At 75.4% G+C, this 20891-nt stretch carries 14 protein-coding genes and 1 pseudogene; 8 read left to right on the forward strand and 7 right to left on the reverse strand.

Going from position 1 to position 20891, the window contains the following annotated elements:
- Positions 1-153 precede the first annotated feature (153 nt).
- A complete protein-coding gene (locus tag ACF053_RS06550) occupies positions 154-993 on the reverse strand; it encodes an endonuclease I family protein (RefSeq protein ID WP_391952836.1) in 840 nt (279 codons plus the stop codon).
- A gap of 445 nt (positions 994-1438) precedes the next feature.
- Between ACF053_RS06550 and ACF053_RS06555 the strand changes: the two genes are divergently transcribed.
- From ACF053_RS06555 to ACF053_RS06570, 4 genes are all read left to right on the forward strand, one after another.
- Positions 1439-5212, forward strand: coding sequence for an ABC transporter ATP-binding protein (locus ACF053_RS06555; RefSeq protein ID WP_391952837.1), 3774 nt, complete (start codon positions 1439-1441; stop codon positions 5210-5212).
- A 408-nt stretch (positions 5213-5620) separates the two neighbouring features.
- Positions 5621-6028: a hypothetical protein gene (locus ACF053_RS06560; RefSeq protein WP_391952838.1), complete on the forward strand. Its 408-nt coding sequence runs from the start codon at positions 5621-5623 to the stop codon at positions 6026-6028.
- Positions 6029-6217: 189 nt separating this feature from the next.
- On the forward strand, positions 6218-6625 hold the full coding sequence (locus ACF053_RS06565) for a hypothetical protein (protein ID WP_391952839.1): 408 nt from the start codon (positions 6218-6220) through the stop codon (positions 6623-6625).
- Between the two features lie 94 nt (positions 6626-6719).
- Complete coding sequence (locus tag ACF053_RS06570) at positions 6720-8144, forward strand: S28 family serine protease (protein ID WP_391952840.1); 1425 nt, start codon at positions 6720-6722, stop codon at positions 8142-8144.
- A 64-nt stretch (positions 8145-8208) separates the two neighbouring features.
- On the opposite strand, the gene ACF053_RS06575 is transcribed toward ACF053_RS06570, so the two are convergent.
- The gene (locus ACF053_RS06575) at positions 8209-10017 is read right to left on the reverse strand and encodes a glycoside hydrolase family 3 protein (RefSeq protein WP_391952841.1); all 1809 of its coding nucleotides are present in this window, start codon (positions 10015-10017) and stop codon (positions 8209-8211) included.
- A 172-nt stretch (positions 10018-10189) separates the two neighbouring features.
- Here ACF053_RS06575 and ACF053_RS06580 point away from each other — a divergent pair, with 172 nt between their 5' ends.
- Positions 10190-10969 (forward strand): SDR family NAD(P)-dependent oxidoreductase, encoded by a 780-nt coding sequence (locus ACF053_RS06580; protein WP_391952842.1) that lies wholly within the window; start codon positions 10190-10192, stop codon positions 10967-10969.
- A 37-nt stretch (positions 10970-11006) separates the two neighbouring features.
- Here ACF053_RS06580 and ACF053_RS06585 read toward each other — a convergent pair whose 3' ends face one another.
- The 4 genes and pseudogenes from ACF053_RS06585 to ACF053_RS06600 form a co-directional block, all read right to left on the reverse strand.
- Positions 11007-11894: a hypothetical protein gene (locus tag ACF053_RS06585; RefSeq protein WP_391952843.1), complete on the reverse strand. Its 888-nt coding sequence runs from the start codon at positions 11892-11894 to the stop codon at positions 11007-11009.
- Between the two features lie 359 nt (positions 11895-12253).
- The gene (locus ACF053_RS06590; protein WP_391952844.1) at positions 12254-15091 is read right to left on the reverse strand and encodes a CHAT domain-containing protein; all 2838 of its coding nucleotides are present in this window, start codon (positions 15089-15091) and stop codon (positions 12254-12256) included.
- Positions 15092-15168: 77 nt separating this feature from the next.
- Positions 15169-15951, reverse strand: coding sequence for a sugar phosphate isomerase/epimerase family protein (locus ACF053_RS06595; RefSeq protein WP_391952845.1), 783 nt, complete (start codon positions 15949-15951; stop codon positions 15169-15171).
- A gap of 49 nt (positions 15952-16000) precedes the next feature.
- Positions 16001-16327, reverse strand: a pseudogene (locus ACF053_RS06600) (hypothetical protein); the annotation flags it as partial.
- 286 nt (positions 16328-16613) lie between these two features.
- On the opposite strand from ACF053_RS06600, the gene ACF053_RS06605 reads away from it, so the two are divergent.
- Complete coding sequence (locus tag ACF053_RS06605; protein WP_391952846.1) at positions 16614-17084, forward strand: hypothetical protein; 471 nt, start codon at positions 16614-16616, stop codon at positions 17082-17084.
- A gap of 178 nt (positions 17085-17262) precedes the next feature.
- Here ACF053_RS06605 and ACF053_RS06610 read toward each other — a convergent pair whose 3' ends face one another.
- A complete protein-coding gene (locus ACF053_RS06610) occupies positions 17263-18327 on the reverse strand; it encodes a LacI family DNA-binding transcriptional regulator (protein WP_391952847.1) in 1065 nt (354 codons plus the stop codon).
- A gap of 153 nt (positions 18328-18480) precedes the next feature.
- Here ACF053_RS06610 and ACF053_RS06615 point away from each other — a divergent pair, with 153 nt between their 5' ends.
- Both ACF053_RS06615 and ACF053_RS06620 read left to right on the forward strand, forming a co-directional pair.
- A complete protein-coding gene (locus tag ACF053_RS06615) occupies positions 18481-19632 on the forward strand; it encodes a Gfo/Idh/MocA family protein (RefSeq protein ID WP_391952848.1) in 1152 nt (383 codons plus the stop codon).
- 76 nt (positions 19633-19708) lie between these two features.
- Positions 19709-20860, forward strand: coding sequence for a dihydrodipicolinate synthase family protein (locus ACF053_RS06620; protein ID WP_391952849.1), 1152 nt, complete (start codon positions 19709-19711; stop codon positions 20858-20860).
- Positions 20861-20891 lie beyond the last annotated feature (31 nt).

Genomic DNA, 20891 nt, shown 5'->3' on the forward strand with positions numbered 1-20891 from the left:
GGGGCCCGGGGCGGGGCGGGGCCCCCCCGCGGGGGGGCCCGGCCCCCCCCGGGGGGGGGCCCGCCCCCCGGGGGGGGGGGGGGGGGGGGCGGGCCCCCCCCGCCCCCCCCCGCGGCGGCGGGTCCGCGCGCGGGCCGGTGCCCGCGCACGGATTCACCAGATCGCCTCGACCCACTCCGGGTGGTCGATGAACGGGTTCCGGTTGCGCTGGTAGGTGCTGTAGATGATCTCGTTGCGCTTGCGCTCGAACGCGTCCGGCGGGTCCTCGTCGTTCCACCGCTTCAGCACCGAGAGCCGCCCGTGGTACGGGGCGCTGCCGTTGGTGACGGTGTCGTTGGGCTCCAGGTCCGGCCAGCCGTCGGTGCCCTCGTAGCGGACGGCCATGTACAGGATCATGCGGGCCACGTCGCCCTTGTCGGCGGCGCGCGGCTCGAAGGAGTTCGCGTCCGTGTAGCTGCCGGGGGCGCCGCTGACCGCGCTGCCGCCGAGGTCGAAGTCCTTGTTGCCGCGGATGGCGTTGACCTGGACGTCGGCGGGGCGCAGGTGGTGCAGGTCCGTGCCGGGGCCGGCGGAGGTGCCGAAGTCGCCGTGGGACTGCGCCCACACGTGCTCGCGGTTCCAGTCGCCGACGTCGCCGCCGTTGAGGGCCTTGCTGCGGGAGGCGCCGCTGTAGAGGAGGCGGACGTTGGCGCTGTTGGCCGGGTCCTCGTCCGTCTGCTTCAGGGCGGTCCAGACGGTCGAGTACGAGATCTTCGTCTGGTTGCGGATGATCCCGTGCAGGGCGGTCTTCAGGCTCGCGCCGGTCTTCCCGGCGGCGTTCGCGTAGTAGGTGTCGTCGTACGCGGTGACGGTGGCGGTCGCGCCGGCCGGGGCCGGGGCGGGCTGCGGGGCCGTGGCCGCCGTGGCGCCGGGCACGACCAGCCCGGTGAGGAGGGCGGCGGCCAGGACGGGGACCGTCCAGCGCCGGGTGTTTCCGGCCGGGGAAGACGGCATGGGGGAGTCCTTTCCCGAGGTGGGGTCACGGGGGAACGGGGGTGGGCGTCGAGCGCGTTCTACGCGGGTTGACGGGTGCGGTGAGGGGAGAGTGCCATGGACATGGCTACCTGCGCGTGAACGTCGTGCGGCGGTCCTGTGTCTTTGTCATGGACGTGTCGCAATGGCCGAAAATCGCCCGTACCGGGAAAGCGGGGGGCAGGACGGACGGCCCGCGGGCACCCGGCGGACCACCCGGGCCGGCGCCGGACGGACCCACCCGAGGACCCCGGGCGGAGCCTCGACGGTGACGTGGCGGGGGCCTGCCCCGCGCCGGGTCCCTGGGCCGGAAGTCCTAGGCCGAAAGGAGGGACCTCGCCCGACCCGCCGCTCCCCGGGATGAAAATCGGACCGGCTCCTGTTGGTGCCTTCCGGTAGACCAGCGGAGAAACGGGAGGCGCGGGACGTGGTGTCGGCGGCGGGGGACCAGGAGCGGAATCCGGGGCGGAAAGCGGAGCGGGGCTGGGCCGGCCGGCTCTGGCAGTACGCGTGGCGGCACCGGCTGGACGTCGTGCTCGCCCTCGGGTCGTCGCTCGGCGGCATGGCCGTCATGGCGCTCGTCCCGCTCGTCACCAAGATCGTCATCGATGACGTGATCGGCGGGGGCGGCGGCTCCCTCGGCACGTGGATCGGCGTCCTGATCGCCGCGGCCCTCGCCGTGTACGCCCTCACCTACGTCCGCCGCTACTACGGCGGGCGCCTCGCCCTCGACGTCCAGCACGACCTGCGCACCGAGATGTACGCGACGATCACGCGGCTCGACGGGCGGCGGCAGGACCAACTCTCCACCGGGCAGGTCGTCGGCCGCGCCACCAGCGACCTCCAGCTCATCCAGGGCCTGCTGTTCATGCTCCCGATGACCCTCGGGAACGTCCTGCTCTTCCTCATCTCCCTCGGCATCATGGCGTGGCTCTCCCCGCCGCTCACCCTCGTCGTCCTCGCCGTGGCCCCCGCCCTGTGGTTCATCGCCCGGCGCAGCCGCACCCGCCTCCACCCGGCCACCTGGTACGCCCAGGCCCAGGCCGGACACGTCGCGGGCGTCGTCGACGGCGCCGTCACCGGCGTCCGCGTCGTCAAGGGCTTCGGCCAGGAGGAGCAGGAGACCGACAAGCTCCGCGCGGCGAGCCGGACCCTGTTCGCCGGGCGGCTGCGCACGATCCGGCTCAACGCCCGCTACACGCCCGCCCTCCAGGCCGTGCCCGCGCTCGGGCAGGTCGCCATGCTCGCCCTCGGCGGCTGGCTGGCGACCCGCGGCGAGATCACCCTCGGCACCTTCGTCGCCTTCTCCACCTACCTCGCCCAGCTCGTCGGCCCGGTCCGCATGCTCGCCATGGTCCTCACCGTCGGCCAGCAGGCCCGCGCCGGCGCCGAACGGGTGCTGGAGCTCATCGACACCGAGCCCGTCATCCGCGACGGCACACGCGCACTGGACCCCGACGTCCCCGTGGGCGTCGAGTTCGACGACGTCTCCTTCGGCTACGAGGACGGGCGGCCCGTCCTCGACGGGTTCTCGCTGACCATCCGCCCCGGCGAGACCGTCGCCGTGGTGGGCGCCTCCGGCAGCGGCAAGTCCACCGTCTCGCTGCTCGTTCCCCGCTTCTACGACGTCACCGGCGGCGCCGTCCGCGTCGGCGGCCACGACGTGCGCGAGCTGACCCTGGAGTCCCTGCGCGCCGGCGTAGGACTCGTACCGGAGGACAGCTTCCTCTTCTCCGACACCGTCCGCGCCAACATCGCCTACGGGCGGCCCGGCGCGACGCCCGAGGAGGTAGAGGCCGCCGCCCGCGCCGCCCAGGCCCACGGGTTCGTCAGCGCCCTCCCCGACGGGTACGACACCGCCGTCGGCGAACACGGCCTCACCCTCTCCGGCGGGCAGCGCCAGCGCATCGCCCTCGCCCGGGCGATCCTCACCGACCCCCGGCTGCTCCTCCTCGACGACGCCACCTCCGCCGTCGACGCGCGCGTCGAGCACGAGATCCACGAGGCACTCCGGTCCGTGATGGCGGGCCGCACCACGCTCCTCATCGCGCACCGCCGCTCCACGCTCGGCCTCGCCGACCGGATCGCCGTCCTCGACGGCGGCCGCCTCTCCGACCTCGGCACCCACGACGAGCTCCAGGCCCGTTCGCCGCTGTACCGGCGGCTCCTCACCGACCCCGACGGGCTGGGCGGCGTCTCCCCCGGCCACACCCTCCCCGCCGGCACGCCGGCCGACGAGAGGGCCGAGCACACCGTCCGGGACGAGATCGACGCCGAGTTCGACGCCGAGCGCGGCATCACCCCCGCCCTGTGGGACCGCGAGACGGCCGGCACCGGCCACGACGCCACACCCGGCGCCACGCCCGAGCTGCTCGCCCAGGTCGCGGCGCTCCCCCCGGCCGACGGCACCCCGGACGTCGACGAGGACCGGGCCGTACGCCCGGAGGAGTCGTACGGGCTGCGCCGGCTGCTGCGCGGCTTCGGCCTGCCGCTCCTCGCCAGCCTGCTGCTCGTCGCGGTCGACGCCGGCATGGGCCTGCTGCTGCCGGTGCTCATCCGGCACGGCATCGACGAGGGCGTCACGCAGCTCGCACTGGGCGCGGTCTGGGTGGCGTCCGCGCTCGCCCTGCTGGCCGTCGCCGCGCAGTGGGCGGCGCAGTCCGGCGAGGTCAGGATGACCGGGCGGACCGGCGAACGCGTCCTCTACGCCCTGCGCCTGAAGATCTTCGCCCAGCTCCAGCGGCTCGGCCTCGACTACTACGAGCGCGAGCTGACCGGGCGCATCATGACCCGGATGACGACCGACGTCGACGCCCTGTCGACGTTCCTCCAGACCGGGCTCGTCACCGCCTTCGTCTCCGTGGTGACCTTCTTCGGGATCATGGTCGCCCTCGTCGTCATCGACGTGGAGCTCGCCCTCGTCGTCTTCGCCACGCTGCCCCCGCTGGTCGTCGGGACCGTCTTCTTCCGGAGGGCCAGCGTCCGGGCGTACGAGCTGGCCCGCGAGCGGATCAGCGTCGTCAACGCCGACCTCCAGGAGTCCGTGGCGGGGCTGCGGATCGTCCAGGCCTTCCGCGGGGAGCGGTCGGGCGGTGCCCGGTTCACCGAGCGGAGCCTCGCCTACCGCGAGGCGCGGGTGCGCGGCCAGTGGCTGATCTCCGTGTACTTCCCCTTCGTCCAGCTGCTGTCGTCGCTCGCGGCGGCGGCGGTGCTGGTCGTCGGCGCCGGCCGCATCGAGGCCGGCACGCTCACGGCGGGCGCCCTCGTGGCGTACCTGCTCTACATCGACCTGTTCTTCGCGCCCGTGCAGCAGCTGTCGCAGGTCTTCGACGGCTACCAGCAGGCGTCCGTGTCGCTGGGCCGCATGCAGGAACTGCTGCGCGAGCCCACCTCGACCGCCCCGGCGGCCGACCCCCGGCCCGTGCGCTCCCTCAAGGGCGAGATCGCCTTCGAGGACGTGTCGTTCGCCTACGGCGACGACGAACCGGCCCTCACCGGCGTCGACCTGCGCGTCCCCGCCGGACAGACGGTCGCCTTCGTCGGCGAGACCGGCGCCGGCAAGTCGACGCTCGTGAAGCTCGTCGCGCGGTTCTACGACCCGACGTCCGGCCGTGTCACCGTCGACGGCACCGACCTGCGGGAGCTCGACCTCACCGCGTACCGCCACCGCCTCGGCGTGGTGCCGCAGGAGGCGTACCTCTTCCCGGGCACCGTGCGCGACGCCATCGCCTACGGGCGGCCCGGCGCGAGCGACGCCGAGGTGGAGGCCGCGGCCCGCGCGGTCGGCGCCCACGACATGATCGCCACCCTCGACGGCGGCTACCTCCACGAGGTCGCCGAGCGCGGCCGCAACCTCTCCGCGGGCCAACGGCAGCTGATCGCCCTGGCGCGGGCCGAGCTCGTCGACCCGGACGTGCTGCTGCTCGACGAGGCGACCGCGGCGCTCGACCTCGCGACGGAGGCGCAGGTCAACCAGGCCACCGACCGGCTGGCGGGCCGCCGCACGACCCTCGTCGTCGCCCACCGCCTCACCACGGCCGCCCGCGCCGACCGCGTCGTCGTCATGGACCACGGCCGCGTCGCCGAGGACGGGACCCACGACGAGCTCCTCGCCCGCGACGGCCACTACGCGCGGCTGTGGCGCACCTTCACCGGCGAGGCCGACCCCGAGCCCCGCCCCGAGCCGGAACGCGTCGCCTGACACCGAGGGCGGGCGGGACGGGCGCGACGGGCCCGGCGGACGGCGCCGGGTGACGCCCGGCCGGCCGTGTGCCGACGGCTCGCGGCTCCCGCCCACTGCGGGGGCGCCCGCGGCGCGTGACGCCGGCGGGTCGTGACGCCCGCGCGTCGTGACACCTACCGGTTCGGGGTGCCCGAGGGTCGTCACGCCCGAGGGTCGTCACGCCCGAGGGTCGTCACGCCCGAGGGTCGTGACGCCCGCGGGTGCGGGGCGCCCGCCGGTGCGGGGCGCCCCCGGCGGCGTGGTGCCTGCGGGTGGTGGCGTGCGGCGCGCGGTCGCCGGCGCTCCCGGCCGGTTGAGTACGCCGCCCCGCCGTACCGGGTACGAGCGCTCATGCCCCGGCGCCCGCCGCCGCGCTGTGATCAGGGCATGACCGCGCACCCCGAGCCCACCTCTCCCGGGCCCACCACCACGGCCCCCACCGCCACGGCCCCCGGCTCCCCGGCCCCCGTGACCGCCCTGCCCACCGTCACCGCCGCCGGAGCGCGCCGCGCGGCCGGGCTCGCCGCGCTCGCGCTCGCGCCCGCCTGGCTGTGCGCGTGGCTGGCGGTCGCCTTCAGCGAGGACTTCGGCCGCTGCCTCACGTACGGCGAGCGGTGCACCGGCTGGCCGTCGTGGGTGGGCCAGGCGGCCTTCGTCGTCGCGGGGGCCGCCTGGTGCGCCGTGCTCCTCGTCCCCGGCCGGGGACGCTGGGCCCCGCCGGTCCGCCTGACCGCCCTGGCCGTTCAGCTCGCCGCCGAGGCCGTCCTCGTCCTGTCCGTGCTGAGCCGCGCCTGACCCGGGCCCGCGGAGCGCACCACCCCCGCGCCCCCAGCTGCCCCGCGCCTCCTACGCACCCCGCGCCCCCGCACCTCCCGCGCCCCCGTCCCCCACCCCCCCCCCACACCGGGAACGCGCCCCGGAGGGCAACCCTCCGCCGCGCTCGCGCGTCGTACGCCAGTACGGGGTCGAAACGAGGGAGTCGCGGTGTTCGGTCGAGGCAGGGGTACGTCCGGATGGCGGCGGAAGGTCGCCCACGGGGTCGCGGTGGCCGTCGCCGCGGGGGCGCTCGGCCTCGCCGGGCCGGCCGTCGCACCCGCCGGGGCCGCCGGTACGGCGTGCCCCGGGCGGCTCGCCAAGACCGTCCGGTTCGCCACCGGTGAGCTGCGCGTCTACAAGAACCGCCAGTACGCCTGCGCCGTCACCGTCGCCAAGGCAGGCCCCCGCCGCGTCATGTCCGTCACCCTGCAGCCGCGCGGCGCCCGCGCCGTCGTCGACGCCGGGCGGTTCACGCGGCAGGCCGGGCCCGTCAGCGTGCACGCCCTCAACCGCTGTGTGCGCGCGGCCGGCAGCGTCTCCGGACGGGGCACCGCCACCGGCTGGATCCTGTGCTGACACCACGTCGGAAATAACCGGTCGGGTCTGGTCATGCACACGCGCACCCCAGTAGGTTCACCGCGACCGCAGTGAACCCAGTGGAAGGCAGCGCATGCGCACGACGCTCAGATGGCTGCTGTCGCTCGTGGTGCTCATAGGCACCGTGGGCACGGCCGGCACGGCCACCGCCGCCGGACAGGACAGCACCGCCGTGGACATCAAGGAACGCGTCCTCGCGATCCCCGGGATGTCCCTCATCGAGGAGAAGCCCTACCCCGGCTACCGCTTCTTCGTCCTGAACTACACCCAGCCGGTCGACCACCGCCGCCCCGGGAAGGGCACCTTCAAGCAGCGCCTCACCCTGCTGCACAAGGACACCAGCCGCCCCACCGTCTTCTACACCAGCGGCTACCACGTCAGCCCCGACCCGCGCCGCAGCGAGCCCACCCGGATCGTCGACGGCAACCAGGTCTCCCTGGAGTACCGCTACTTCAGCTCGTCCCGCCCCCAGCCCGCCGACTGGTCCAAGCTGGACATCTGGCAGGCCGCGTCCGACCAGCACCGCCTGTTCACCGCCCTGAAGAAGGTCTACGACCGCAAGTGGATCGCCACCGGCGGCTCCAAGGGCGGCATGACGGCCACCTACTACGAGCGGTTCTACCCCCGTGACATGGACGCCGTCGTCGCCTACGTGGCGCCCAACGACGTCGTGGAGAGGGAGGACTCGGCCTACGACCGGTTCTTCGCGACCGTCGGCACCGCCGAGTGCCGCGACCGGCTGAACGCCCTCCAGCGCGAGGCCCTCGTCCGCCGCGCGCCGCTCCAGAAGAAGTACGGCGACTGGGCCGCCGCGGAAGGCGCCACCTTCCGCACCGTCGGCAGCCTGGACAAGGCGTACGAGGCCGTCGTCCTCGACTTCGTGTGGGCGTTCTGGCAGTACCACGGCGAGCAGGACTGCGCGGGCCTCCCCGACGCCGCCACCGCCACCGACGACGCCGTGTACGAGGCGATCGACACCTACTCCGGCTGGTCCTTCTACACCGACCAGGGCCTGGAGCCGTACACGCCGTACTACTACCAGGCGGCCACCGAGCTCGGCTCCCCGAGCCTGCGCGTGGACCACCTCAAGGGGCTCACCCGCTACGGCTACCAGCCGGCGCACACCTTCGTCCCGGACGAGATCCCCGTCCGGTTCAAGCCGTGGGTGATGCGGGACGTCGACAACTGGGTCCGCCACAACGCCCGCCGCATGCTCTTCGTCAACGGCGAGCGCGACCCCTGGGGCGCCGAGCCGTTCCGCGTCGACCGCGGCGCGAAGGACAGCTACGTCCTCACCGCCCCCGGCGCGAACCACGGCGCCAGCATCGCCGGCCTCGCCGCGCCCCAGCGCGAGGCGGCCACGGCGCGGCTGCTGGAGTGGGCGGGCGTCGCCCCCGCCGCCGTCCGGGCCGACGCGGAGCGGGCGCAGCCGCTCGCCCGGTACGACGCGCGCCTCGACAAGCGCGACCTCCACCGCGAGCCGGCGCTCCGCCCGTAGGCACCGCGCACACGCGCACCGCCGCCCCCCGGGCCGTCCCCGGGGGGCGGCGGTGCGTCCGCGCTCAGTACGACAGGCCGTATCCGATCGGGTACAGCACCCGGGACGGGTCGTCCGCGCGCTGCACCGGGACGGGCAGCCGCCCCGAGGGACGCACACGCCCGGCGATGACCCGCGCGGCGGCCCGCAGCTCCACGTCGGTCCATGCGTACGTGGCGAGGAGGGCCCGCTGCCCCGTCAGGTGGGCGGCGTCGTACGGGTTGCGGATCGCCACGACCACCACCGGCACGCCCGTCGCCGCCAGCCGCGCGACGAGGGTGCGCTGCGCGCTCGTCGCCGAGACGTTGTACGTGCCGACGACGACCGCGTCCCGCCCGGCCGCCGCCGCCACCGCCTGCTCGATGCGGGCCGCGGTGGGAGCGGTGCCGGTGGACAGCGCGGTGGTGGCGAACCCCAGCTCGCCGAGGGCCGCGGCGAGCGTCGCCGTCGGCGGACCGGTCGTCCCCGACGGTGACGCCGGATCGGCGCCGACGACGAGCACGTCCCGGTGGGTGAGGCGGTTCAACGGCAGCAGGCCGCCCTCGTTGGCGAGCAGCGTCGTCGTCGCCCCGGCGATGCGGTCCGCGGCGTCCAGGTGCGCGCGCCGGCCGACCACGCGGTCCACGCCCTCGCGCGTCACGTAGGGGTCCCGGAACAGGCCCAGGCGCGCCTTCAGCCGCAGGATCCGCAGAACCGATTCATCGATCCGGGCCCGGTCGAGCTCCCCGCCGCGCACCGCGGCGAGGACCGCCTTCCACGCCAGGTCCAGGTCCGGCGGGTTGAGGAGCTGGTCGCACCCCGCCTTCAGCGCCAGCACCGGCACCCGGTCGTCGCCGTACTTGGTCCGCACGCCCTCCATGCCGAGCGAGTCGGTCACCACCACCCCGTCGTAGCCCAGCTCCTCGCGGAGGATGCCGGTGAGGATGGGCCGCGACAGGGTCGCCGGGTCCTCCGCCGGGTCGAGGGAGGGCACGACGATGTGCGCCGTCATCACCGCGTCGATGCCGGCGGCGACCGCCGCCCGGAACGGCGGCGCGTCCAGGGCGTCCCACTGCTCGCGCGTGTGGTGGATGTACGGCAGCTTGGTGTGGCTGTCGTCCGTGGTGTCGCCGTGGCCGGGGAAGTGCTTCGCCGTCGCCGCGACGCCCGCCCCCTCGTACCCCTTCACCTGCGCGGCGACCAGCCGGGCCACGGCCCGCGGGTCCGCGCCGAAGGAACGCACGCCGATGACCGGGTTGGCGGGGTTGACGTTCACGTCCGCGACCGGCGCGTAGTTCTGCCGGATGCCCAGCGCGGCCAGCTCCGTCCCCGCGATGTGCGCCGCCCGCCGGGCCAGGTCGCGCGAACCGGCCGCCCCCAGGGCCATCGCGCCCGGCACGAGCGTCGCCGGCTCGCCGACGCGCGCGACGATGCCGTGCTCCTGGTCGGTCGAGACGAGCAGCGGCACCGGCGTCCGCTGCGCGAGGCCGGCGCGCTGGATGCCGTTGGACAGGTCGGCGATCTGGTGCGGGTCGCGGGTGTTGTGCGCCCACGTGAAGTAGATGATGCCGCCGACGTGGTACCGCGCGATCAGCTCGGCGGCGGAGCGGACACCGATCTCGCGGAGGTTGGCGTCGACGTCGGACGGGTCGGGGTCGGTCGCGGAGTGCCCGTACACCCGCATGACGAAGAGCTGACCGACCTTCTCCTCTAGGGACATGCGGTCGACGATCCGCGCGAGGCGCCGCTCCTCGGCGGCGTCGGCGACGGCGGTGCGGGGGACGATCGCGGTGGCGGCGGCCGCGGCGGCGGTGGCGGCGAGGACGGTGCGTCTGGAGGTGGCCCGGTGGTGCACTGGTGCTCCTTCCGGCCGTACGTGACGAGGGATGAAGGAAACTTCCGAGGAGTCACGCTTAGGCGAAAGTAACTGCCGGGTCAAGGATGCGCGCGGACACCGGCCCCCCGGTGACGCCCGTGGCGGCACACCGCCGACGACCCCGGAACGGCCGCCTCCTAGGGTGACGGCCATGGACACCTCGACGTACCTCTCCGAACTCTTCTCGCTGGACGGCCGCGTGGCCGTGGTGACCGGCGGCAGCTCCGGCATCGGGCGGGCCATCGCCGAGGCGCTGGCCCGGGCCGGCGCGGCCGTCGTGGTCGTCGCGCGCCGGGAGGCCGAGCTGGACGCCACGGTCGGGGAGCTGCGGGCGCTGGGATGCCGGGCGGCCCGGGTCAGCGCCGACCTGGCGACCCGGGACGGCGTGCGCGCCGCCGCCGACGGCGCGGTCGCCGCGTTCGGCGAACCGGACATCCTGGTGAACTGTGCGGCGGTCAACCTGCGCCCGCCCTTCGGGGAGCTCGGCGAGGACGTGTGGGACACCACGATGGCGGTGAACCTCGACGCGCCGTTCCTGCTGGGGCAGCGGTTCGGGCCGGGCATGGCCGAGCGGGGCCACGGCCGCATCATCCACGTCTCCTCCCAGCAGGCGCACCGCGCGTTCGTGCAGAGCGGCGCCTACGGGGTCTCCAAGGGCGGGCTGGAGTCACTGGCCCGCTCGCAGGCGGAGGCGTGGTCGCCGTACGGCGTCACCTGCAACACCCTCGTGCCGGGCTTCGTCATGACGCCCCTCAACTCCCACCTGTCGGCCCAGCCCGGGAAGGTCGCCGCCCTCGCCGACCGCACCCTGACGGGCCGCAACGGACTGCCCGGGGACTTCGCCGGGGCCGCCGTCTTCCTGGCGAGCCGCGCCTCGGCCTACGTCACCGGGCAGTCCGTCTACGTCGACGGCGGGTTCCACGCCCACTGAGCCGGAACCCGCCACCGCCCGCCCGCGCCCGCGGCGGTCAGCCGCGCACCGTCACCCCGTACCGGGTGCGCAACCGCCGCAGCTCCCACCACGCCACGGCCGTCACCGACGCGGGCCCGCCCAGCAGCGCGCACCACTGCACCAGCGGCGGGCCCGGCGGCGGCCCGCCGTGGTACAGGTTGATCCCCGCCAGCTCCCACACCAGCACGCCCGTCAGCAGCGCCGGCAGCACCGGGTGGACGCCCGCTGCGTTGAACGCGCCGCGCACCGCCCGCGCCGACGCGAACGCCAGGAACATCGCCGCCCACGCCAGCAGCACGAGCAACACCAGCAGGACCAGCGCCACCACCAGCTCGGACGCGTCCAGCTTCGTCCCGTCCGACATGAGCAGCTGCATCCCGATCAGGAGCAGCACGGGGGCGCTCAGCGCGCCGAGGTACCACAGCACCGCCCGCACCGCCGGCCGCAGTCCCGCCCGCATGCGCGGACGCATCGCCGGCGGCGCCAGCCGGAACACCACGAGCACCACCACGGGCGCGGTCAGCAGCAGCAGCCACGGCGTCAGCGCCAGCCGCATCACGAACTGCTCCTGCGCCTGGTCCCAGTCGGCGGACGTGCCGTAGACGGCGAGGATCAGGACGGACGCGACCGCCGCCGCCCACGCCCTGGTCGTCTGCACCCGCACGACGTGCGGGGCGACGCCGAAGCGCGCCTCGGACGGGAAGACCTGCCGCGCCTTGTTCCGGGCCGCGCGGAGCATGGGGTAGCCGACCAGCAGCGCGAGGAACGGCCACACGCAGCACACCAGCGGCACCCACAGCACCGGCTGCACGTACCCGAACAGCTCGCGCAGCGTGGGCCACTCGTCGTCACGGAACCGCCGCCACAGCGAGGGCCGCGGCGGCGGCCGACGCGGACCCGGCACGTACGGGGCGCCACCGTACGGATACGGAGCCCCCGGGTGGGGAGCCCCCGGGTACGGCGGCCCCGGATACGGAGCACCCGGATGCGGCGGTGCCCCCGCGCGCGGATCACCACCCTGCGGGGGCCACCCGCCCCCGTACGGACCATTTCCCCCGAACGACACGTCGACGTCCCTCCCAGCCCACCCGCGGACACCACCGACCGACAGCCGACCCCCGCGCACCCGCGGGACGGCCACCACCGACCGACAGTCAACCCCCCACGCACCCCGCACGGTGGCCACCCCGGCACAACGCCCACCACACGCCCACGTCACGCCCACCGGACACCCACCCCACGCCCGGCCCCGGCCCCGGCCCGTCACCACCCCAGGTGCGTGAAGCCCGCCCACCCCGCCAGGTCACCGGCATCGATCCGCCGCACCCGCGGCAGGAGAGCGGCCGGCATGCCGGGCGGCGCCTGACGCCCCTCGTCCAGCATCCACAGCTGGGCACTCCTCAGGGCCCGCCCCGGCGTCTGCCCCTCCCGGGCCATGTAGTGGTGCGTCATGTACATCAGCAGCGACGTCGCCTCGTCCGGCACCGGCCACAGCGACCCCACCACCGACCGGGCACCCGCCACGAGGAACGCGGTGGCCAGGCTGTACGCCTCGTCGTAACCGCGGCCCGACACGTTCGTCCGGCACGCGGCGAGCAGCACCACGTCGAGCCCGCCGAACCGGTCCGCCGACTCCGTCAGCTCCTCCGCCGCCAACCGCCCGCCCAGCAGCTCCAGATAGGCGCTGTGGCGCTCACCCGGCCGCACCACGCCGTGGCAGGCCAGGTGCAGCAGCCCGCCGCGCTGCCCCCGCAGCCAGTCCGTCACCGCCCGCGGCGTCGCGTCCGCGGGCCCCAGCAGCACCCCGCCGGGGTGGAACGCCGCGTGCACGGCCCGCGCCTCCTCGCCCGCGTGTGGCAGGTCCCGCGTCGGGTCACCGACGACGAGCGCCTGCCGCGCCCCGGCGGCCGGCCGGGCCGCCACCTCGCACAGCACCCGCGCCGACGGCACGTACGACACCCGCGCCTCCTGGCAGACGTAGCGGTACCGGCCCCGCCGCCCCCGCACCCGCGCGGCGTGCCACGGCACCATGCCCAGCTCCGCCATGGGCACCAGCACCACGGACGGGACGCCGCCCAGACGGCGCGGCAGCTGCCGCAACAGCGGCTCCATCACCGTGGCGCCCGCCCAGTCGCACAGCCGCTCCAGCGCGGCCCGCCCGTCCGCCGGCGGACGGCCGGCCCCCGCCGCGGCGGGGTGCGCGGGCGGCCTGCCCGCGTCCCGGCCCGGCGCGCCCACGTCCCGGTACTCGGCGAGCGGCGAGCCGTCCACCACCAGCCCCGGAAGCCGCAGGTACCGCACCGACCCGTCCGGTGCGACGACCACCGCCGCGCCCGGATGGTCCTCCTCGGCCGGCACCAGGTACACCAGCGCGTCCGCGCCCAGGGCGCGCAGCGCGGCGGCGGTCTCGGACAGCGCCGGCACCTCCAGCAGCCGCCGCTGGTGCGGCGACGCGGCGAGGACGTCCAGGACGCGCCGCCGCAACCGGCTCGACGGGCCCTGTGCGGCGGGCGCCGGCAGCCCCGCGCCCGACTCCGGTACGACCGCACCGGCGCCCCGCCACTCCCGGGCCAGGTCCGGGTGCCCGAGCGCCACCAGCATGTCGGGCACCGTCACCGCCACCGTCGCCGCGTGCAGCACACCGCCGCGGCCGGCGTCCAGGGCGCGCACGGCGTCCTCGTACGCCCCGTCGGCCAGGCACCAGCGGGCCACCTCCAACGCGTGCCACGCCGCGTGGCGGCCGGTGTCCGCGGCGTGCCCGGTACCGGACTGGAGCAGTACGCCCCGCGCTCCGGTCCGCACGCCCTCCATCCCGAGCCGCCGCGACGCGTCCCGGTTCAGCCGGGCCGCCCGCCGGTCCACCACCTGCGCGTCCCCCCGCATGCGGCAGGCGCGCGCCAGGGACTGGGTGATGTTGTGCCACAGCGGGTGCTCGGGCCCGCCCGCCTGCCGCCGCGCGTGGTCCAGCCACGCGATGCCCTGGTCGAGCAGGACCGGGCGGTCCGCCGCGGAACCGGCCCCCAGGGCGGCGAGCACGACATGGGAGACACCGAGGACGAGCGCGTACCGCGTCCACCGCTCGTCACCCGGTTCGAGCAGCTCCATCGCCTCGTGCAGCAGCTCCACCGCCTCGGAGAGACGCACCGGGTCGCGGGCGAGCATCCCGTGGCCGCCCCGGCCGATCGCCACCTCCCCCAGCCGGTCCGCCCGCGCGTCGTCGGGCAGCACGTCCAGCTCCCGCCGCAGCTCCTCCAGCGGCGGGGCCGCCGACTGCGCCAGCTCGGGGTCGAACCGGCCGGTCCGCATCCCCTGGAGCGCCGCCAGGTGGGCGCGCATGGTGTCCAGGTTCGCGCGGAGCGCCGGCCGGTCCGCGTGCTCGGCCGGCATCCGGTCGACACACCCGTCCAGTACCGCGATGTGCTCCGCCAGGGCCGCCTCGTCCTGGCGCCGCGCCGCCTGACGGCCCCGGAACGTCGCGAGCTGACCCGCCAGCACCACGTGGTCCTCGTCCTCCCACAGCGGCGACTCCGCCAGCTCGGCCAGGTCGTCGACCGCCGAGTCGAAGTCGTCCTCGCCGCCGCTCAGCTGCGCCAGCTGGGCGCGCAGGCTCGCGTGGGTCGTCCGGAACGCGAAGTGCTCCGGACTGCCGGGCGCGACCAGGGACATGGCCTCGTCCACCTGCGCCAGCGCGTCCTCCAGGGCCGCCGGCCCGGCCCCCGTGTCCCGCAGTGCGGTCAGGGCACTCAGCCCGGGCACGTTCGCCTGCCAGCGCACCTCCTGCGGGCCGTGCTCCCGCAACTCCCGCAGCAGCTCCTCGCGCTCCGCCCGCCGCCGCGCGACGGCGTCGGCCCGGTCGAACTGGAGCATGGGCAGGAGCGACAGGATCTGCCCGGCCCGCATGCCCGACATGACCGTCGCCCGGGGCAGCGCCCGCCAGTCCCGGTACATCCGGTCGAACGCCGCGTCGGCGGTGGCGCAGCCGAGCCGCTCGCACACCAGCGACGTGACCCGGGCCAGGGCCTCGGAGCCGGTGCCCAGCCGCTCCCAGGTGTCCTTGACCTCCCACGTCACGGCGTTCAGGTCGTACGGGATCTCCGGCATGCCCAGCCCCCTCCGGCGTCGTCACCGGACGCCACGCTAGCGGCGGGGGTGGCCGCGTCATGGCCGAACGCCGGTCGTCAGTCGGCCACGAGCCCCGCCAGGTGCTCCCGGCCCGCTGCGAGGAGCCCCGGCAGCGGCGGCGCGTCCGGGTACCAGCGCCGCTCGTACTCCCAGCACAGCCAGCCGTCCCGGTCCAGCAGCCCCACGCAGGCGTCCAGCGGCAGGGCGCCCGCGCCGAGCGGCACCGGCGTCGGATCGTCGACCGACGGGCAGTCCTTGACCTGCACGTACCCCAGGTACGGGGCCAGCAGCCCGTGCGTACGCCGCGGTTCCTCACCCGCCCTCCACGCGTGCATCACGTCCCACACGGCGCCCACCTGCGGGTGGCCGACGGCGGCCACGACCCGCGCCACGTCGGCGCCCGTCGCGTGCGAGTCGTGGTTCTCCAGCAGGATCCGCACGTCCAGCTCCGTCGCGACCTCCGCCGCCGCCCCCAGCCGCCGCGCCGCGACGGCGTCGGCCGCGTCCTGCGGCTGCTCCCCGCCCCCGGGCAGGACCCTCACATAGGGCGCCCCCAGGTCGGCGGCGAGGTGCAGGAGCCGGTACAGCTCCTCGTACACCTCCTCGTCGTCCCCCTCGGCGGCCACCCGGGCGTACCCGGCGACGCCGAGGACCTCCACCCCGCCCGCCGCGAACGCCGCCACCACGTCGCGCCGCTCGTGCGCGACGAGGCCCGGGTGCACCGGTTCCTCGGGGTGGGCCCGCAGCTCCACCCCTTGGTAGCCGGCCTCGCCGGCCAGCCGCACCACGTCGTCAACTGCCATTCCGGGGACCCCGAGGGTCGAGAACGCGTACCTCATCCAAGCAAGCTACCCCGCACCCCGGAATCCACCGCGCGAGTGCCACGCCCTACCGACGCCGCTGCCGGTGGGTGGGGTCGGGGCCGCGCGGGGTCACCTCCTCGGGGCCGGCGGTCCTGGGCACCGGACGACGGAACCCACCCGACGCCGCCAACCCCTGCGGGGGCCCCGCACGCCCCCTCCCAGGCCGGATGACGACGAACCGGCCGAGGGGTCCGACCTCGCGGCCACCGCGTCCTACGCGGTCCGCCCCGCCTCGCCGCTCCGGGCGTACGCGGTGAACTCCCTCCACGCGGCGGGCGAGAGGGGGGAGCGGCGTGACGGCGAAGTCCTTGGAGTCGCGGACGTGGACCGCACGACGCGCGAGGGCCACCTCGACGCAGTCGTCACCCGCGCTGCCGCTGTGACTGCTCTTGAAACTGCGTCAACAGGCCGACCGACGAACGGGACGAGGTGTCCGACGCCGATCCGACCCCGCCGGAGCCCGTCACTGCGGCGTCCGACGCCGAACGCGGGCGTGGCTCCTCCTCGTGGACGCGGTCGCCTCCCGCTGGGGCGTGGCGCGGCGGCAGGGGGCGGGGAAGACGGTCCGGGTGGAGATCGACCGGCCCTGATCGGCGACAATGAGCCGAACGAGCGACCGGACGGACGGAGGCCGGAACGTGCTGCATCTCGACCGGCGGCTCATCGGCGGTTGGCGCAGCGCGCCCTTCGACGTGGGCGCCATGGAGACGAGTGACCTCGTGTTCCTGGCGGACGGGCGGGGGTGGAGCCGGTTCGAGAGCATCAGCTCCGAGCTGGGCGTCAGCCGCTTCCGCTGGCACTGCCCCGACGCCGGCGTGCTGGAGATGCGCCACACCTGGCAGGTCGACGGGCGCTGGGGGAGCGGCGACGGCTTCGCCGCCGTGGACTTCAGCGGCCCGGACGACGAGGTGGTCCGCACCGGCTACCGCATCGGCCCCGAGACGCCGCCCTACGGGGCGGGACCGGTGGACACCCTCGTCCTCGACCGGGCGGTGGCCTTCACCACCACATACGCCCGAGGGCAGCGCACCGTGTCGACCGCCGACGACCCGTCGGCGGCGGTCGTCCCGTACACCCCGGCCCCCCGCCCCGCACCGCCGGGGCGCTGAGTCCGCGTGCGGTCTGGGAGGGGGCGTGGGGGGTTGCCCCCGCAGGGGTTGGCGGCGTCGGCGGGGTGACGTCGTCCAGTACCCGAGGCCGCCGGCCCCGAGGAGGTGACCCCGCGCGCCCCCGACCCCACCCACCGGTAGTGCGGCGCAGTGCCCCCGAGGGCGGGCGGACGCCCCGTTACGCGCGTGGGGGCGCCGTGGAGGCGCGGACGGTCAGTTCGCCGGCGATCGTCTCGACGCCCCCGGGTGGCGGGGTGTCCGTGCCCATCGCCAGGCGCCCCGCCCGGACGCCCGCCTCGTGGAGCGGCAGCCGTACCGTCGTCAGGGCCGGCACCGCGTCGACGGAGAACGGCAGGTCGTCGAAGCCGGCAACGGACACGTCCTGCGGGATGCGCAGCCCGGCCTCGCGCACGGCCGCGCAGGCGCCGAGCGCGACGGTGTCGTTGGCCGCGACGACGGCCGTGAGGGACGGGTCGCGGGCCAGCAGCTCCCGGGTCGCCTCGTACCCGGCGGCCCGCGTGTACGGGCCGTGCACGGTCAGTCCGTCCTGCTCCGGGCCGCCACCGCCCAGCCCCGCCGCGGCGAGCGCGTCGCGGTGGCCCTCCAGCCGGTCTCGGGTCGTGGTGCGCTCGGCGGGCCCCGCGACGTAGCCGACGCGGCGGTGGCCGAGGGCGAGCAGGTGCTCGGTCAACCGCCGCCCGCCGCCGCGGTTGTCGAAGGCGAGGGTGGCCGTGACGGCGTCGCCGGGCATGGGAGGGCGGCCGCACAGCACGACGCGGGTGCCCGCGTCGGCCAGCTTCGCGAGCTTGGCCGTCAGGGCGGCGATATGCGCGGGGTCCTCCAGCGCGCCGCCGGTCACGACGACGGCGGCGGCCCGCTGCCGCTGGAGGAGCGTCAGGTAGGTGAGCTCGCGTTCGGGTGAGCCGCCGGTGTTGCAGACGACGGCGAGCTTCTCGCCGCCCGCCCGGCCGGTGCCGGTGTCGCCGATGGCGCTCTGCGCGGCCCCGGCCATGATGCCGAAGAAGGGGTCGGCGATGTCGTTGACGAGGATGCCGACGAGGTCGGACGTGGCCGCGGCCAGCGCGCTGGCGGGGCCGTTGAGCACGTAGTCGAGTTCGTCGACCGCGCGCAGGACCCGCTCCCTGGTCGACGCGGCGACGGGGTAGTTCCCGTTGAGGACGCGCGAGACGGTCGCCGGGGACACCCGGGCGCGTGCCGCCACGTCGGCCAGAGTGACTGTCATCGCGTCCCTCCGTGGGGGGAAGTCGGGCGCGGCTCTTGTACGGGCCGCTGTGCGCAGGCTAGCGTCATCACCCATAGAAAGCGCTTGCTATAGGCGTCGCACCAGCGGCCGCCCGGCGCGCAGGGGCCACAGGGGATGACATGGAGGACCTTCGTGACACGTAGGACAGTGCGGATCGCCATGAACGGCGTCACCGGCCGGATGGGATACCGCCAGCACCTGGTGCGGTCCATCCTGGCCCTCCGCGAGCAGGGCGGCCTGGACCTCGGCGACGGCCGCGTGCTGTGGCCGGAGCCGGTCCTCGTCGGCCGCCGCGAGCACGCCCTGCGCGAGCTCGCCGAGCGCCACGGCCTGACCGAGTGGTCCACGGACCTCGACGCCGTCCTCGCCGACGACCGCACCGAGATCTACTTCGACGCGCAGGTCACCTCCGCGCGCGTCGCGGCGATCACCCGGGCCATCGCCGCCGGGAAGCACGTGTACACGGAGAAGCCCACCGCCACCGACCTGGCCGGCGCCCTGGAGCTGGCCCGCCTCGCGCGCGGGACGGGCGTCAAGCACGGCGTCGTCCAGGACAAGATCTTCCTGCCGGGCCTGCTCAAGCTGAAGCGCCTCATCGACGGCGGCTTCTTCGGCGAGATCCTCTCCGTGCGCGGCGAGTTCGGCTACTGGGTCTTCGAGGGCGACTGGCAGGAGGCGCAGCGCCCCTCGTGGAACTACCGCGCGGAGGACGGCGGCGGCATCGTCGTCGACATGTTCCCGCACTGGGAGTACGTGCTCCACGAGCTGTTCGGCCGCGTCACCTCCGTCACCGCCCACGTCGCCACGCACGTGCCGCGCCGCTGGGACGAGCACGGCAAGCCCTACGAGGCCACCGCCGACGACGCGGCGTACGGCATCTTCCAGCTGGAGGGCGGCGCCGTCGCCCAGATCAACTCCTCCTGGGCGGTCCGCGTCAACCGCGACGAGCTGGTGGAGTTCCAGGTCGACGGCACCCACGGCTCCGCCGTCGCCGGACTGCGCGGATGCCGCGTCCAGCACCGCTCGGCCACCCCGAAGCCGGTCTGGAACCCCGACATCCCCGTCACCGAGTCCTTCCGCGACCAGTGGCAGGAGGTGCCGGACAACGCCGAGTTCGACAACGGCTTCAAGGCCCAGTGGGAGCTGTTCCTGCGCCACGTCGTGCTCGACGAGCCGTACCAGTGGGACCTCCTCGCGGGCGCCCGGGGCGTCCAGCTCGCCGAACTGGGCCTGCGGTCCGCCGCCGAGGGCCGCCGCCTCGACGTCCCGGAGGTGGCGCTGTGACGGTCCGAGCGCCCCGACCCGACGGCCGTGCGCAGGAGCGCGAGGACCGCCGCGCCGGCGTCCCGGAGGTGACCCCGTGACGGTCCGCCTGCCCCGACCCGACGGCGGTCTGCGGGAGTACGAGCCCCGCGCCGAGCCCCTGGCCCTGACCGGTGGCGGCCCGCTGACCTCCCGTACCGTCTTCTCCGCCGCGCACGTCGTCGCCGACCCGTACGCCGACACCACCCCCGACGGCCCCGCCGCCGTCGACTGGGACGCCACCCTCGCCTTCCGCCGCCACCTGTGGTCCCACGGCCTGGGGGTCGCCGAGGCCATGGACACCGCCCAGCGGGGCATGGGCCTCGACTGGGCGGGGGCGGCCGAACTGATCCGGCGCAGTGCTGCGGAGGCCCGCGGCGTGGGCGGCCGCATCGCCTGCGGCGTCGGCACCGACCAGCTCGCGGCCGGCACGCTGCCGGAGATCCGCTCCGCGTACGAGGAACAGCTCGCGGTGGTCGAGGAGTCGGGCGCGCAGGCCATCCTGATGGCCTCCCGGGCCCTGGCGGCCGCCGCCTCCGGCCCCGACGACTACCTCGACACCTACGGCCACCTCCTGCGCCAGGCGGGCGAACCGGTGATCCTGCACTGGCTCGGCCCGATGTTCGACCCGGCCCTCGACGGCTACTGGGGCTCGGCCGACCTCGACGCGGCGACGGAGACCTTCCTCGACGTGGTCGCGGCCCACCCCGACAAGGTCGACGGCGTCAAGGTCTCCCTCCTCGACGCCCGGCGCGAGGTCGAACTGCGCCGCCGCCTCCCGCAGGGCGTCCGCTGCTACACGGGCGACGACTTCCACTACCCCGAGCTGATCGAGGGCGACGAGCTGGGCTTCAGCCACGCCCTGCTCGGCATCTTCGACCCGTTGGGCCCGCTGGCGGCGGAGGCGGTCCGCACCCTCGACACGGGTGACACGACGGGCTTCCGCAAGCTCCTGGACCCCACGGTCGAGCTCTCCCGCCACCTCTTCCAGCCCCCGACGCGCTTCTACAAGACGGGTGTGGTGTTCCTGGCGTGGCTCGCCGGCCACCAGGACCACTTCGCGATGGTGGGCGGCCTGCAGTCGGCACGCTCCCTGCCGCACCTGGCGCGCGCCTACGAACTGGCCGACGGCCTGGGCCTGTTCCCGGACCCGGAGCTCGCGGCGGACCGCGTCTCGTCCCTCTTCGCGGTGTACGGGGTGGCCCGGTGACCGACACCCCCGACCTGTCCCGCTTCAGCAT

Source organism: Streptomyces kanasensis, assembly GCF_043077165.1.
GTDB classification, from domain to species: domain Bacteria; phylum Actinomycetota; class Actinomycetes; order Streptomycetales; family Streptomycetaceae; genus Streptomyces; species Streptomyces changanensis.